Origin of the sequence: Mastigocoleus sp. MO_188.B34 (assembly GCF_030065675.1) — a bacterium.
Lineage (GTDB): Bacteria > Cyanobacteriota > Cyanobacteriia > Cyanobacteriales > Nostocaceae > Mastigocoleus.
On sequence record NZ_JASJDK010000039.1, the window covers coordinates 1 to 16,140 of the forward strand.

Below are 16,140 nucleotides of genomic sequence, written 5' to 3' on the forward strand. Positions count from 1 at the left end.
ACCGCATTTCTCAAGTTGAAAATGTTCCATCTTTAGGGACAATTATTCGGGAAAAATCTTCTTCTAACCCATTTGGTTGGTCATGGATGCCTCAATAACCCTTACCCCGAAATTTTGAGGGGATACGAATATTATTCTGCAGCTAATTCCTCTGCTAATTTGTGGACACATCTACTCAAAGGAATATTTATATGATGATGTTTGGTATGAATCATCCCTCTATCTCCAAATTTTTACTTAATTCTCTTAATAGTGGCAAGCATTTTCTCTTTGAATGATAACTAGCAGTTTGATTGCTGCTATTTAACTGTCTAGCAATATCTGCAATTTTATGAGGAGGCTGAAGCAATAATAAGGGTATTGCTAATTGTTGACAGTCACAGTCTGGATTTTTCTTCAGAACGCAATTTTTTTATTGCCCATTTCATCTTCCTTCTAAATATCATTTAATGCGCTCGTCCCAACATTTGCGATCGCGCTTTTGTATTTGAGCAATTTTTTAATCTAGTAAATTTAAAGCCGTATTTTGCAACTTCACGTCAGGCAAAATATCCAGTATCGAATTAATAAAGTAATTTTTATCTAATTATACTTACACCTAAAGTGTTACGTAATTTTTCCTAATGTCGCTATATTTTGTAATATCTAGACAATGTTAATTATTGTAACTAACGTAAATAGTGATTCAATCAAAAAATATACCAACCAATTCTTGCTAGGAGTATTTTGAGCAAGACCGGCTGGCATAATCAAATTGTATATTTTTTGAAAAAAGGTTTAATAAAATGCAAGTAAACTACTGGGATTTAAATGAATTTTAAATAAATATTCAAATTTATGAACTTGATATTAGTAAGTTTACTTGCCATATAATAAACTTTTCCAGAACCTCTTTTATTCAGATATTTCTACTGATATGTTTAAGGGCAAATTGTATCATTGCAATTCAAATGTCAATCTACCACTACCGCGTTCGCAATCAAATATTTCTCTCATGATTATGTATGTCCCAAATCTAAATTTAAAATATTATTCCGCAACTATGGTATTTATTGTCGTTTTCTACAGACAATTAGATAATTTACTACTAATTACGCCCACAAAATTAGTTAGTAGATTGATATAGATGCAGCAAAAACACTTACTATTACGTATTTACATGCACAAATAAATCCATTAACTGTTTGTGGTAAAGCAGTTAGTTAATAAACCTATTTTGATTGCCTGAAAACTCAAACAGAAAAAGAAGAAACTATTTATTTATCTCTAGTTTTTCATGGTTTTATTAAGATGTTTGTATTTAGTATTGCAGCTTTATAAAAGACATGCATGAGTATATCCTCGGAAGAAGAATAAAAAAAGAATCAACAGCTATTCGTTATATTCCGGGATAATTTTAGAGGGCATAAGACTTAGGGTTAAGATAAAAAAAATACAATCATCATAAACTTTAAAGAATTTTTATAAAATAAAATTTTTCTAACAGTAAAAACTATCTGTAGGTGTTTCAGCATACAAAATATGTAGAGACATTTTATGAGAACGTCTCTACAATTACAGTCTCTAAAAGTACAAGATATGCAATTACAAGACATGCACAGATAAATTCTTGAATCCCCAAATAAAACTTTGGAAACAGAAAAATGTTAACTCGATGAAGGTGTGTCGATGAACCTTAAAGCTTGACCCCGAACTTCAGTATTCGGGCAACCTTGTTCATAAGCGATTTGACCGCCCACAATAGTAATTACCGGCCATCCTGTCAGATTCCAACCTTCAAAAGGACTCCAACCAGATTTACTTAGTAATTCTTCCCGTAATACGGGTTTATATTTTTTCAAATCTACTAATACTAGATCGGCATCATATCCAGGAGCGATCACACCTTTATTAGGAATCCCATACGCCTTTGCTACAGCAGCTGACATCCAGTTAGCTACTTGAGAAACAGTGCATTTACCCTCAACGGCGGCGGTTAACATTAACGGAAGAGAAGTTTCAACTCCCGGCATACCTGAAGGCGTATTGGGGTACTCCTTAGCTTTTTCTTCCAGGAGATGGGGCGCATGATCTGTGGCAATAAAATCAATCACACCATCGCGCAAAGCTTGCCATAAAACTTCATTATCGTGGGTTGTCCGCAAAGGGGGATTCATCTGTGCTAGAGTGCCAATTTTTTCATAGGCACTAACATTTAAAAGCAAATGTTGTGGCGTGACTTCGGCAGTTACCCAATCGGGTTTTGATTCCCGCAGCAAATCGGCTTCATCCGCCGTTGACATGTGCAAAATATGTAAGCGCCGTTGGTACTTTTTAGATAATTTTAAAGCCAGTTTAGTTGCAAGTAGTGCTGTTTGATTGTCTTGAATTTGAGAATGAATGGCTGGATCGTGAATTCCGGCAAATTGCTCTCGTCTTTGCTTTATCCGAGCCTGATCCTCGGCATGAACAGCAATCAAGCGTTTGCCCTGAGAAAATATCCCATCTAATGTTGCTTCTTCATCAACTAATAGCTTGCCCCCCATGGAACCCATAAAAATTTTAATTCCGCATACTGGCTCTACGGCTAGCAAGTCTGCAACATTATCTAATGTTGCTCCAATGAAAAAACCATAGTTAACCAAACATTTTTGGGCTGCCCGTTCTAACTTATCATCCAGTTCTACTTGGGAAATTGTTGGAGGACGAGTATTAGGCATTTCCAAAAAAGAAGTTACTCCCCCCTTAACACAGGCACAACTTGCAGTAAATAAATCTTCCTTGTGCTCTAGTCCGGGTTCCCGAAAATGCACTTGGGGATCGATAACTCCTGGCAACAAAGTTAGCCCTTGGGCGTCAATTTCTCGGGCTGCAGTTACATTGTCAATTGATGGTGCAACATCTGATATCTGACCTTCGTCAATGAGTACATCCCCAATACTCAATTCTCCATTGGCTAAAATAATGTTTGCACGGCGGATCAGTAAACTATGTGAAGATGTCATAGAGTTAGCAGGGTAAAAACGATGAATAAATCATGACAGAGTAACGTGCTTTTGGGTTAAACTGAGATGCACGATTTACCATAAGTTATAAATATTTGCAGATTATGCCAAAATTTAACTTTTAACTGTTTATTTTTTCTCAAAACCTTCTAATCGCCATTTTTCGGCATCTCATCGTTAGAATGAATAAATATATTCTTTATGACCTTCCTGTTGGGCAGTTTACTTACTTCCTTGTTGTCTGTAATTAATTAATTAAAGATGCAAAATCAAGTGTCCGATCAAAATTCCAGTCAACAACCAGATAATTCCTGGATTACAGAACTAGTTAGAACAATTTTACTGAGCATTCTTCTAGCTTTAGGAATTCGTACTTTTGTTGCTGAGGCACGCTGGATACCGTCTGGTTCGATGGAACCAACTCTGCACGGTTCGCCAAACCAATGGGAAGCAGATAAGATCATTGTAGATAAAGTGAGCTATAAGTTTTCCGACCCTAAAAGAGGAGATATTGTAGTTTTTTCACCCACAGAAAACTTACAGAAAGAGCAATATCAGGATGCTTTTATTAAGCGGGTTATTGGCTTGCCAGGAGAAAAAATTGAACTAAAAAATGGCCAAGTTCATATAGATGGTAAACCATTAACTGAAAAGCAATATTTAGCTCAAGAACAAAAAACAGAAATTAGTGTTTGTCATTCTTCTCAAAATCCCCCATTTTTAGCTCGGAAAGAAACTATTCCAGAAAATTCATATTTAGTATTAGGAGATAATCGTAACAGTAGTTATGACAGTCGTTGTTGGGGTGTTGTACCAAAAGAAAATATCATTGGTAAAGCTATAATTAGGTTTTGGCCTTTGAATCAAAAGTTTGGCTCTATCGATCGAGAACATCCTTTGTACAAATAAAAAATATTCTGGTTCTGCGATACAAATGATTATGCGCTCGGAATTTTATTTACTGTGTTGATTTAAATGTCAATCAATAAAATTCTCCTCTAGTACCTGTTATGCCAAGTTATTATTTGAGCTTTACAGAGCATTTGCCAATCAAAATTCCAGGTGTTCAGCCCATGGGAAGAACATAAGGAATTAGCAAATAAGACTAATTATTGAACAACATAAACTTTAGCAAGCTTTTGGTATACGCGAACCAGACAACAATAGTTCCATAAAAAATACCTAAATTACCTTTACGGGTTCAGGATTTAAATTCTTCTCAAGTTAGCCTTGAGTGTTTTATGCTGTCTGCGTTAAATTAATAAAATTTTTGTATCTGTTTTTGCTACCAGTCTACCACTGGTAACATATAGCGGTTTTCATTTGAATCAAATACATTTTCTAATTCCCAAATGTAGAGACGTAAAATTTTACGTCTCTACGAGGTGTACCACACTCAACCGAAAACCGTTATATTGCTCGAGGCTCTGGCTCTGATCCATACTGGAGGAGAAGCCTAGGCTGTTGACTTTTATAATTCCTATAGTCAAGTTCCCAAGATACAAATTAAAAAAATATAAGTAGATTTAGTATTCCAGGGTGCGTTAGACGGAAGTCGTAACGCACCAAAATTTTTAAGGATATTGCGTTACCAGTGGGGCTAACCCACCCTACGTATTTCAAGTGCAAAGTGCAGGCTTACGCCAACAAAAATCTGTCGATAATTCCTATAGTCAAGTTTCCACGATACAAATTAAAAAAAATATAAGTAGATTTATTACTTCAGAAAAGCAAAATCCTATTTGAATTCATTTAATCTAAGAATAACAAAAATTCGCCAATTTCCTCTAAATTCAGATATAGTGTTAATTTTTGTACGCCATATCGCATTTTCTGAGTAAATAATATTTTGAGAAGCCTCTTATCATCGGCAAGAAAATTAGGATTACTAAGGGATATTATAACTACACTCCTATATCCTGATGAATCCCTATGCCCTGCCTAAATGTATAATTTGGTTCTCACGAATGCTGCAAAAATATAGCTAGAGCTCTTATACCTATAAAACCGGATAGCTAGTTAGCAAATAGAAGATTTTAGTATGTGTTTCTACTTGGAAATAACATCTTAGAGTTGTATTTTATTATTATTCTTGATTGGATATATACCTATAATATAAAATGCTGCCGTTTTTGAATTTGATAGTGAATGAAATTATCGATAAAGTTACTAAAAAATGAGTTTAAATAAAAATAGAAAATGTAAAGGAAATATACTTATAGTAGACGACACGCCCGATAATTTGAGGCTTTTGTCAGCAATGTTAACAGCTCAAGGCTATGAAGTTCGTAAAGCCTTAAGTGGAAAAATGGCGTTAACTGCTTGCCAAATGTTACTGCCAGATGTGGTTTTACTAGATATTAATATGCCTCAGATGAATGGTTATGAGGTGTGTCGCCAGCTAAAAAATGATGATAAAACTTGTGATGTACCAGTAATTTTTATTAGTGCTCTTGACGACGTACTAGATAAAGTTAAAGCCTTTGATGTTGGTGGAGTTGATTATATTACTAAACCTTTCAATGGCACAGAAGTATTACTGCGAATTGAAAATCAAATTAATCTTCGTTGGTTACAAATTAAACTGCAAGAAAAAAATATATTGTTGCAACAAGCGCTAGATGATTTAAAAGCCGCTCAAGTTCAACAAATTCAAAATGAAAAAATGGTAGCATTGGGACAGATGGTAGCTGGTATTGCCCATGAAGTAAATAATCCAATTAGTTTTATCTACGGTAATCTTGACTACGCTCGTCAATATGTACAAAATTTGGTGAACTTAATACAGGCTTACCAAACAGAATATCCCCGCCCCACAAGTAAAATTCAAAAAATCATTCAAGATATAGATTTAAATTTTGTCATCAATGACTTACAAAATCTTATGGGGGCTATGTACAGGGGTGTAGATCGGATTCGTTCTATGGTGCTAGCGCTACAAAATTTCTCCAGACATGATGAAGCTCAAATGAAACAGGTTGATATTCATCAGGGGATTGAAAGTACTTTGGTAATGTTGCAACATCGACTTAGAGAAACAGAAAATCGACCAGCAATCCATATTGTCAAAGAATATGGTAGTTTACCACTAGCGACCTGCTATGCCAGCGAACTCAATCAGGTTTTTATGCATTTGCTCAATAATGCCATTGATGCTTTAGATAAACAAAAACAAATAGCAAATAGAAGCACTTCCCAGGCTAAAATGCCGCCATCACAGCCGCAAATTCGGATATCTACTCAATCTTTGAATACCAACCGAATTAGAATTTCCATCGTCGATAATGGTGCGGGTATTGATGAAGAAGTGCGTTCGCGTTTGTTCGACCCCTTTTTCACCACCAAACCGGTTGGGGAGGGTAGTGGTTTAGGTTTGTCAATTAGCTATCAAATTGTGGTGCAAAAGCATAAAGGAATGCTTGACTGTACTCCTTTAACCGATCGCGGTGCCGAATTCGCAATTGAGATTCCAGTAAACCAGCCAAATTAATTTGTTATCTACTACTCTTTTCAGTCACCAATTAGCATAATAGAAATGTGACTGTTCTTCAAAACGCTCCTTTAAAATCCCTTGAGGAAGGTAACTGGTTTAAGCTCATATGCGGAGCCAGCTTCCAAGATCTGCCTGCAGTTAGAAGTTTAACAATTGCCTACACATTGGCTGGTGCTGACTGTATAGATGTTGCTGCCGATCCCGCTGTGATCGCAGCTGCTCAAGAAGGATTACATGTTGCCTCCCTATTTGTCAAGCATGCTAGGGAGAAAGGTTTTTTGGCATCAGAAAGTTTACCATTACTTATGGTTAGCATAAATGATGGCGATGATCCTCACTTCCGGAAAGCAACATTTAATTATACCCAATGTCCTCCCAATTGTTCAAGACCATGTGAAAGAGTTTGTCCAACACAAGCAATTGTTTTCGAACGGCATCAAGATAAATACTCTGGTGTTTTAGCCGAAAAATGCTATGGCTGCGGTCGTTGCATTCCTATTTGTCCGTATGATAAAATTTATACATCATCCTATGTGTCGACGCCGGGAGCGGTTGCGCCATTGGTACTTTCAATGGGGGTGGATGCTGTAGAGATTCATACTCGTGTAGGACGGGAACAGGAATTTAAGCGATTGTGGCAAGCTATTGCGCCATGGCTGAATCGCTTGAAATTAGTTGCGGTCAGTTGTCCAGACGACAAAGGATTCATTGAATACCTCAAATCGATATATGATTTGATGTCTCCTTTGCCGGGTGCATTGATTTGGCAAACTGATGGTCGTCCGATGAGCGGAGACATAGGAAGTGGCACCACTTTAGCAACGGTGAAATTAGGGCAAAAAGTTTTGACAGCTAAGTTACCCGGATACGTGCAATTGGCAGGTGGCACAAACAGCTATACAGTTGCCAAAATGAAGGCAATGGGAATGCTGCGTACGTCTATGTGGGATGGGAGGAAAGGTTTTACAAGTAACAATTCCTCAAATTTCTTTGAATTATCTGAGAATTTTCCGAAATCCCCATATATTGCTGGTGTAGCTTATGGTAGCTACGCCCGGGTCTTACTGTCGCCAATTCTTCAAAAATTAGAAGATAAGGAGGTGAATAACCATAGCGATCGAGCTATTGTCCGTCTTGAAGAAGAGCCAGACTTGCTTTGGCAAGCTGTAGAGCTTGCCCATTCTCTCGTTTCCCAGCTCAAGTTACAGCAGGAGCGCTAGTTCATAGTTCCCTATCTCTAAAAACGTCACCATATTAAAGCATGACGATTACAGACGATCTCCAAAAACTATTAGAAATTTTGCCCCAAGATCTGAGGCAAAATTTAGAGAACCATCCGCAAAGAGATAGCTTAGTAGAAGTAGTCTTGGATTTGGGTCGATGCCCAGAAGCTCGATTTCCTTCCGGAGCCGAGTATTTGAGCGACGTACCAGTCACCCAGGAACAGATAGATGATTGCATTGTGCGAGTGGGAAGCTTTGGCGCAGACAACAGAGCCGGAATAGAGCAAACCCTGCATCGCATCAGTGCTATTCGCAATCGCAGTGGGAAGGTTATCGGCTTGACCTGTCGTGTTGGTCGAGCGATTTTCGGTACCATTAGTATGATCCGCGATTTAGTCGAAACTGGAAAATCTATTCTGATGTTGGGTCGTCCTGGGGTAGGTAAAACTACTGCCCTACGGGAAATCGCTCGTACTCTCGCAGATGAATTGGATAAGCGAGTGGTAATTATTGACTCTTCCAACGAAATTGCCGGGGATGGCGATGTGCCCCACCCAGCAATTGGAAAGGCAAGAAGGATGCAAGTGTCCCATCCAGACCGACAACATCAGGTGATGATCGAGGCGGTGGAAAACCACATGCCAGAAGTGATTGTCATTGATGAAATCGGTACTGAGTTGGAAGCCTTAGCAGCCCGTACCATCGCTGAGAGAGGAGTACAGTTAGTTGGTACCGCCCACGGTAACCAAATTGAAAACCTGATCAAAAATCCCACACTATCCGATTTGGTTGGTGGTATCCAGGCTGTAACCCTGGGGGATGATGAAGCCAGAAGAAGGGGTTCTCAAAAAACTGTACTGGAAAGAAAAGCTCCTCCAACCTTTGAAATTGCCGTTGAAATGCAAGAGCGGAAGCGTTGGGTTGTTCATGAAGATCTCGCAGATACTGTTGACGGTTTGTTGCGAGGACATCAACCTACTCCCCAAGTTAGAACCGTTGATGAGGAAGGTAATATCAACATTACCCGTCAGTTAACTGCCATCGACGGTCACAAGAAGGGTAGCCGCAGAGAAGAATCTTTAGCTGCTGTAGGTTCTGGCAGGAAATCCACTGGTTGGCGTGCTAGCGGACAAATGATTCCGCTACCATTATCTTCTGAACCAGAAAACGGTAATGGTTCTGGGCGAAGTGAGTTTGAACGCTTATTACGTAAAGAATCTTTAAGTAATGGCAATAACTTCGGTCGCAATGGCAGATCGGAATCGGGACCAAACGGTGAAGATCTACCACTCCATATCTATCCCTATGGTGTTAGTCGCCATCAATTGGATCAAGTCATTGGGGTTTTGAATTTGCCAGTGGTATTGACAAAGGAACTGGATAGTGCTGATGCTATTTTGGCTTTGCGATCGCACGTGAAAAATCATGCGAAGTTGAGGCAAATGGCGAAAGCGCGCCATCTACCGATCCAGATGCTCAAAGCTGGTACTATTCCTCAAATTACCCGTGCTTTGCGTCGGTTACTAAATATCGACGAACCGGAAGTTACTGACGATCGCGAGTTGCAACTTTTTCTCCATAGCGCCAGCGATGATGAGATGGATGCTTTAGAAGAAGCTAGACTTGCGGTGGAACAAATTGTGATTCCTAAGGGACAGCCAGTAGAATTACTGCCTCGTTCGCCACAAGTGCGTAAAATGCAGCACGAATTAGTAGAACACTATCGGCTGCGATCGGACAGTTTTGGGGATGAACCAAATCGCCGATTAAGGATTTACCCTGCTTAATTGAATTACACATTTAATTTAATTTACACAAAGCCCCTTTTCTTTACTGGAGAAGGGGTTTTTGAAATTTTAAATTTCAAATTCATTAGCGCAGCGTGTCCGCAGGACATAAGTTAAAAGTCAAAAGTCAAAATTGTAGAGACGCGACATGTCGCGTCTGTTGAGGAGTCAGAAGTCAGGAATGAAAACCTAGAAGTGGAAATAGCTTGTTATATCATGTCCGCTAAATTAGTCACGATATGTCATTGCGTATGACTAACGTCACGCTTCCGCTAACAGCTTTGCTGCGGGCTAGTGAAACGTTAGCGTAGCGTCTCCCTTTGGGAGAAAGCATATGTCCCTTCGGACACGCTCCGCTAACACAGGATATTAGACCTGAATTTTTAATAATTTTTTGCTTTTGCAATTCGCCAATGAAAGATTAATTTATTATCGTTATGATGCGAACGTGAAAGCTTTAAATTTAAGTTAAGGCTTACCAATATTATTTTTCATTTGTGGTGACAGATTTTTGAGACCAATCTGAACCCAAACAATTTAATTAAGCCCAAGATTATTTGGATCTATATTGTGATTGTGCTACATTAAAGTTAAGCTGTATTGCAGTGAAAAAAATAGTTATGATTCTAAGGATTCATGACTCATAACTTTTCTTGTGTCCCTTGTGCTCACATTTCTAGTGCAGATTTCTTGAGTGTGTAGCATTACAAGAAAAACCCCCGTTCCCGTCAAGTAACGAGGGCTCTTTGTCTATGAACTGAAGTTAGTGTATCACATTAAAATTGTTTTGTGATATACTTATTTTACATTTTTGTAAAAATGCAATTTCGATAGTGTTAAAAACCGCCTAGTTTTCATTGTTCCATAGTGAACAGGCTGGGTGGTTTTTTGCAATTTAATGTTTGAAAACTAATCAAAATATTTACTAATTCGTCACCTTTAATTGTTCTTTTCAAGAGTCAACAATCACAATTAATACCACAGCTGTTTGCTGAAATTTTAGTTCAATCTGCTGTCTTTGAAGAGATAACTGCAGCAGGAAATATAGATATATGTTTTCTGAATAATTGGCAATTCTTCCATTTATGCTGTGATTCTTTTGCCGTAGAATATATATAGCACAAGTATAAATATAAATAAATTAAGAGACCTTAGAAGTGAATTTGTGAAAAAACCCATTTTTTGAAAAAAAATTTGGTCGCTCCGCTATAATAATAGAAGGGCAAAGGCAAGAAAGAACAGCAAAGGTCAAAAAACTAAAAAGCAAAGGGCTAGGTAAGAGCCCTCGGGGAAACAACGCAAACAACCCGAAAACCCACACTGTCATCGATGTCGTCGGGCACGCCGTAGCTGCGGCGAGCGCAACGACAGTCCTGAGGATCACAGTACCAGGAACCACCGCGCAGCACACGGTAATTATTTACATTTAAATTTGATATTAAAGGGCTTCCATCTATTGGAGCAACTTCATAATTTTCACTGTATTCATCAATACACCACTCCCAAATATTTCCATGCACATCGCATAAGTAAAATGAATTATCTGGAAATTTACCTACCGGAGTAGCACTTGAACTATATTCTCCTTTCTGTTCATCGGCAAAGGTATAAGAGGCATCGTAATTGGCTAGCTTATGGGTAATAGTTTCGCCAACATGAAAGGGCGTTTTTGTTCCGGAACGACAAGCATATTCCCATTCTGCTTCACAGGGAAGACGATATTCTCTTCCAGTGTGATTTGATAATCGCTTACAGAATTCAACTGCGTCGAGCCATGAAACATGCTCTACTGGTAGCATATCACCTTTGAAGCTAGATGGTTCGAGTTTTAACTCTTTTTCTACTTGAGGTAAATTAGCTACGGCTTCCCATTGTGCTTGTGTTACTAGATATTTACCCATGAAGAACGCTGGAACTGTAACTTCATGTTGAGGTTCTTCATTGACATATCCTTCCCCTTCTAGTGAACCCATCATGAATTTACCACCAGGGATGTAAACCATATCCAAAAAGGTTTTGTTGGGAAGGTTTTCGGTAAAGTATTGGGCGGTTTTGGGTTCTCGCTTGATGATTTCACCGCGTCGATTCACTGTTGGGGTTTGGAATTTGACAGTTTTTAGTTGAATTGGATTGCTAGAAGTATTACCGGGAATATTACTTTTTGGAAAAATCAGGGTTGGTGTGGTTTTGTTATCGCTAGCAATAGGAGGGGATACCTTTTTTTGATAACTCTGATAAAACGCTTTTAATTTTGGATTCCCTCCGTTTTGTTCGTAAGCACCTGTAATTAGGTCTTCCAATCTTCCGTAAGTTTCTGACCATTGAATTAGTTTAAAAACAACATTCTTAAGTCTGTTTTCGTTAACAATTACACGTAGGTTTTCACCTAATTCAAACTTGACCATGATTTCCAAATCTGTATATTCTGGAAAAGCATCAAGTAAAGCTTCATAAAATTTTTTATGCTCGGAATTAGATAGAGGCATTACGTATTTCTTTTAATGATTAAATAAGTCACTACTGACAGGGCGACAATAACCCAATAATAATTGCTATGTGTGAATAAATTTGAGCAAAGGATATCATTGTAAAATATGATTTGTAATTCTCATTTATAATCAGAAAGATAATTCCACCAACACTATAATAATAAAATCATCTACAATATTTGATGATTCAGTTTCGGTCTATTAAGAATTTACAAAAATAATTCACTTTACAATTTTCTGCTTATGGGGGTTGTGTTCAAACTATGAGATTCCTCGCGAGATCCCCCCTAACCCCCCTTGAAAAGGGGGGAACTAATCAAAGTCCCCCTTTCCAAGGGGGATTTAGGGGGATCTAGAATTTAGTTGTTAAATAACAAATTAAATAAATAAGTTCATTTCATAATCTGTACCGATCTCTAAATAAATGCATCCCCACATTTGGTACCCCTTTACCCAAGCAAAAACCTCTCCTCCTCCCTTAAAAGTAAAATCAGCCCGAGGAGTTTGGTTAGAGTTAAAAGATGGACGGAAAATCCTTGACTGCATTTCTAGCTGGTGGGTAAATATCCATGGACACACCCACCCCAAGATTGCAGAAGCGATTTTTCGCCAAGCTACAGAATTAGAACATGTGATTTTTGCCGGTTTTTCCCACGAACCAGCAGAAAGGTTAGCCGAACAACTAACCGAAAGACTTCCAAATGGTTTGAATCGAGTTTTCTTCTCTGATAATGGTTCGACTGCTGTGGAAGTCGCTTTGAAAATGGCTTATCAGCATTGGGTGAATCAAAATCAGCAACGCCAAAAATTTATCGCTTTTGAAGGAGCATATCACGGAGATACCTTTGGCGCGATGTCTGTGGGTAGTCGTTCCATATTTACTCAAGTTTTCTCCGATATGCTGTTTGAGGTGGATTTCTTACCTTACCCAGCAACTTACATCGACGATCCAGAGATAGTAAAGCGCGAACAGGAGGTTTTAAACCAACTTCAGGAAAAATTAGAAGGAAACCCAAAAGCATATGCAGGGATAATTATTGAACCCCTGGTGCAAGGTGCAGGTGGAATGCAAATGTGTAGGGTGGAGTTTTTACAGAAATTGCATCAATTAGCTCAGCAATTTGATACTTTGCTGATCTTTGATGAAGTGATGACCGGGTTTGGTCGAACAGGGGATTGGTTTGCTTGTCTGAAAGCTCAAGTAACACCTGATATTATTTGTCTTTCCAAGGGAATCACTGGTGGATTTTTACCTTTAGCTGTCAGCATATGTTCTGAAGATATCTATGCAAGTTTTTACAGTGACGATCCAATTAAAACCTTGTACCACGGTCATAGTTATACCGCAAACCCTATAGGATGCGCAGCTGCTTTAGCATCTTTGGAATTGATGGTGGAAAATGAACCTGCTTTTAAAGGTATGGAGGAAAAGCATTTACAACATCTGACGAAATTGAGGGAAGATCCTAAACTTGAACCCAAAATTGAAAAACTGCGGGTTACTGGTACGATCGCCGCAATGGATATTGTCAATTCACAGGAATCGGGATATTTAAATAAAATTAGTTTGGTAATTAGAGAAAAAGCGATTGAAAAAGGTTTTTTGTTGCGTCCTTTGGGTAATGTACTTTATTTGATGCCCCCTTATTGTATTACTGATGAGGAATTATCTATGGCTTATCAGGGGATTGGGGATATTTTGGGTAGTTTGTAATGTGAAATAACTCTCCTAATTTTCGTAGAGACGCGCCATGGCGCGTCTCTACAATCTATGATCATTAAGGAAAATACATCCTAGGTTGAAGAAAGAATTTTCAGATAAGCTTGGACTGTATTATGCAATCCCATTTCCAACGCTTCAGCAATTAATGCATGACCGATGGATACTTCCAGGATGTTGGGGATAGAACAGAATTTTCCTAGATTTTCTAAATTCAGGTCGTGTCCAGCATTAACACCCAAACCTGCTTCTAAAGCGACTTTTGCTGCTTCAAAATATTTAGGAAAAACTGTTTCTACATCACCATTGCGAAATGCAGTCGCGTAGGGTTCCGTATATAATTCAATTCGGTCAGCACCAACATCTTTCGCTAACGGTATTTGAGTGACATCTGCATCCATAAACAGACTTACTCGAATCCCAAAAGATTTTAACTTTTGTACAATTGGTTTGAGGCGATCGCTATCTTTAGTTAAATTCCAACCACTATCGGATGTGAAAGCATCGGGAGCATCCGGTACTAAGGTACATTGTGTGGGTTTAACTTCACAAACCATATCCATAAAGTTGGATTCAAACGGATTACCTTCGATATTAAATTCGATATTCTTGAATTCAGGTAGAGCAAGCATTTCTGCTAGTTCATATACATCTACAGGTTTGATGTGTCGCTGGTCTGGACGGGGATGAACTGTAACCCCGTACGCACCTGCATTAATAACTATTTTGGCTGCATTTATAACGCTGGGTATACCAATATTCCGAGAATTTCTAAGTAAAGCTACCCTGTTGATATTAACACTAAGCTTGGTCATAATAAATATATTTACAAAAATGAAGACAGTACAAATTCAACTATACAAATAAATTTCATCACAAATAAACTGTGAGAAAAACAAGAGAAGTTGTAGAATTTGGCGATTTTCAAACTCCTTTTATTTTGGCTAAAGAAGTCGCTATAGTTGCAGCAAATTCACTGGATAATATTAGAACGATTATAGAACCAACTTGTGGCTTGGGTTCATTTATTAAAGCTTTTACAGAAATTGAAACAGAATTTTCAAACAAGAATCCAATAGAAACATCAATTAAAAATATAATTGGGTGGGAAATAAATCCCAAATATGTCGAGATTGCTAAAAATAATTTATCTGTCAATAGCAAAGATTTTTTGATATCAGTACAGGAACAAGACTTTTTTCAAGTTAATTGGTCTAAAATTAATCATCGACTTCAACACCCAGTATTATTTATTGGGAATCCTCCGTGGGTGACAAATTCCGAATTGGGTAAACTACTCAGTAAAAATCTTCCAGAAAAAAGTAATTTTCAAAAGCTTTCTGGTTTTGCTGCAATTACGGGAAAGAGTAATTTTGATATTTCAGAATGGATACTGACGAAAATATGCGAACAGATTTCCCATACTAACTCAGCTATGGCATTTTTAGTCAAAACATCGGTCGCCAGAAAAGTTTATCAAAATATTTGCCAAAATAATTTATTAATTTCATCTATGTTTATTCGTAAAATCAATGCAAAAAAACACTTTGGTGTAAATGTAGATGCTTGTTTGTTTTTTGCGAAAGGGACAACAAGTGTTATTAATGAATATATTTGTCCTGTATATCATACTTTAAAAGCTTCAAACCCATATACAACTATTGGAATATCCAAAGGAAAATTAATTTCAGATATCAAAGTATATAAAAAATTGTCAGATATTGATTCGGGATGCGAATTTAAATGGCGTTCTGGAGTGAAGCATGATGCATCAAAAATTATGGAATTTCAAGTTACAAGCCAGGGTTTGCTGAATGGATTGGGAGAAATAGTAGAACTACCTGATGATTATTTGTACCCAATGTACAAGAGTTCTGATATTGCTCAACAAGAATTACAACCCCCTACTAGGAAGATGTTAATTACCCAAGCAAATATCGGAGATGACACACAAAAAATTATTAAGTGGTCTGAGAAAACCTGGGATTATTTAAGCGCTAATTCTAAATATCTCGATGCAAGAAAAAGTTCTATTTACAAACAGGCTCCCCGCTTTTCAATTTTTGGAGTTGGTGATTACACTTTTAAACCTTGGAAAATTGCCATATCCAGTCTTTATAAAAATATAAAATTTACTAAAATTGGACTTTTTCAAAATAAGCCTATAGTTTTAGATGATACTTGTTATATGTTGGGTTTTGACTTGGAAAAAGAAGCAGATTTAATTTTCCAAATACTCACATCAGATATTGCCAATAATTTTATTAATTCCCTAGTATTTAAAGATAATAAAAGAACTATTACAGTTGGTCTCCTAAATCGGATAAACTTAAGGTCTATTGCCCTGAGGCTTGGGTTAGATACTGATTTCGACCGTTGCTTCTTTTGTTGATTAAGTGAGTCGGCACAAATAAACCCAACTACATAACAAAATGTAAACTAGC

General features: G+C 37.7%; 9 protein-coding genes. 6 read left to right on the plus strand and 3 right to left on the minus strand.

Annotated features, from left to right (window positions below; translation table 11 throughout):
- Nucleotides 1–1,646: 1,646 nt before the first annotated feature.
- Nucleotides 1,647–2,984 (minus strand): dihydroorotase, encoded by a 1,338-nt coding sequence (locus QNJ50_RS11555; RefSeq protein ID WP_300635411.1) that lies wholly within the window; start codon nucleotides 2,982–2,984, stop codon nucleotides 1,647–1,649.
- Nucleotides 2,985–3,245: 261 nt separating this feature from the next.
- Between QNJ50_RS11555 and lepB the strand changes: the two genes are divergently transcribed.
- The 4 genes from lepB (at nucleotide 3,246) to QNJ50_RS11575 (ending at nucleotide 9,487) form a co-directional block, all read left to right on the plus strand.
- On the plus strand, nucleotides 3,246–3,893 hold the full coding sequence (lepB, locus tag QNJ50_RS11560) for a signal peptidase I (RefSeq protein WP_300635413.1): 648 nt from the start codon (nucleotides 3,246–3,248) through the stop codon (nucleotides 3,891–3,893).
- A 1,267-nt stretch (nucleotides 3,894–5,160) separates the two neighbouring features.
- Nucleotides 5,161–6,474, plus strand: coding sequence for a response regulator (locus tag QNJ50_RS11565; RefSeq protein ID WP_300635414.1), 1,314 nt, complete (start codon nucleotides 5,161–5,163; stop codon nucleotides 6,472–6,474).
- Between the two features lie 47 nt (nucleotides 6,475–6,521).
- Nucleotides 6,522–7,697: a circadian clock protein LdpA gene (gene ldpA / locus QNJ50_RS11570; protein WP_300635416.1), complete on the plus strand. Its 1,176-nt coding sequence runs from the start codon at nucleotides 6,522–6,524 to the stop codon at nucleotides 7,695–7,697.
- Nucleotides 7,698–7,738: 41 nt separating this feature from the next.
- A complete protein-coding gene (locus tag QNJ50_RS11575; protein ID WP_300635418.1) occupies nucleotides 7,739–9,487 on the plus strand; it encodes a R3H domain-containing nucleic acid-binding protein in 1,749 nt (582 codons plus the stop codon).
- Between the two features lie 1,271 nt (nucleotides 9,488–10,758).
- Here QNJ50_RS11575 and QNJ50_RS11580 read toward each other — a convergent pair.
- Nucleotides 10,759–11,973: an SUMF1/EgtB/PvdO family nonheme iron enzyme gene (locus QNJ50_RS11580; protein ID WP_300635419.1), complete on the minus strand. Its 1,215-nt coding sequence runs from the start codon at nucleotides 11,971–11,973 to the stop codon at nucleotides 10,759–10,761.
- Nucleotides 11,974–12,400: 427 nt separating this feature from the next.
- Here QNJ50_RS11580 and bioA point away from each other — a divergent pair, with 427 nt between their 5' ends.
- On the plus strand, nucleotides 12,401–13,690 hold the full coding sequence (bioA, locus tag QNJ50_RS11585) for an adenosylmethionine--8-amino-7-oxononanoate transaminase (RefSeq protein ID WP_300635421.1): 1,290 nt from the start codon (nucleotides 12,401–12,403) through the stop codon (nucleotides 13,688–13,690).
- An 80-nt stretch (nucleotides 13,691–13,770) separates the two neighbouring features.
- Here bioA and QNJ50_RS11590 read toward each other — a convergent pair whose 3' ends face one another.
- Entirely contained in the window at nucleotides 13,771–14,511 is a 741-nt protein-coding gene (locus tag QNJ50_RS11590; RefSeq protein WP_300635423.1) for a pyridoxine 5'-phosphate synthase, read from the minus strand.
- Between the two features lie 71 nt (nucleotides 14,512–14,582).
- Here QNJ50_RS11590 and QNJ50_RS11595 point away from each other — a divergent pair, with 71 nt between their 5' ends.
- Entirely contained in the window at nucleotides 14,583–16,088 is a 1,506-nt protein-coding gene (locus QNJ50_RS11595; RefSeq protein ID WP_300635424.1) for an SAM-dependent methyltransferase, read from the plus strand.
- The last annotated feature ends 52 nt before the right edge of the window (nucleotides 16,089–16,140 follow it).

Bases quoted from the DNA above. Each gene is read 5' to 3' on its own strand.
- lepB (WP_300635413.1), top strand. From the start codon at position 3,246: ATGCAAAATCAAGTGTCCGATCAAAATTCCAGTCAACAACCAGATAAT.
- QNJ50_RS11565 (WP_300635414.1), top strand. From the start codon at position 5,161: ATGAGTTTAAATAAAAATAGAAAATGTAAAGGAAATATACTTATAGTA.
- QNJ50_RS11555 (WP_300635411.1), bottom strand. From the start codon at position 2,984: ATGACATCTTCACATAGTTTACTGATCCGCCGTGCAAACATTATTTTA.
- QNJ50_RS11590 (WP_300635423.1), bottom strand. From the start codon at position 14,511: ATGACCAAGCTTAGTGTTAATATCAACAGGGTAGCTTTACTTAGAAAT.
- bioA (WP_300635421.1), top strand. From the start codon at position 12,401: ATGCATCCCCACATTTGGTACCCCTTTACCCAAGCAAAAACCTCTCCT.
- QNJ50_RS11580 (WP_300635419.1), bottom strand. From the start codon at position 11,973: ATGCCTCTATCTAATTCCGAGCATAAAAAATTTTATGAAGCTTTACTT.
- QNJ50_RS11575 (WP_300635418.1), top strand. From the start codon at position 7,739: ATGACGATTACAGACGATCTCCAAAAACTATTAGAAATTTTGCCCCAA.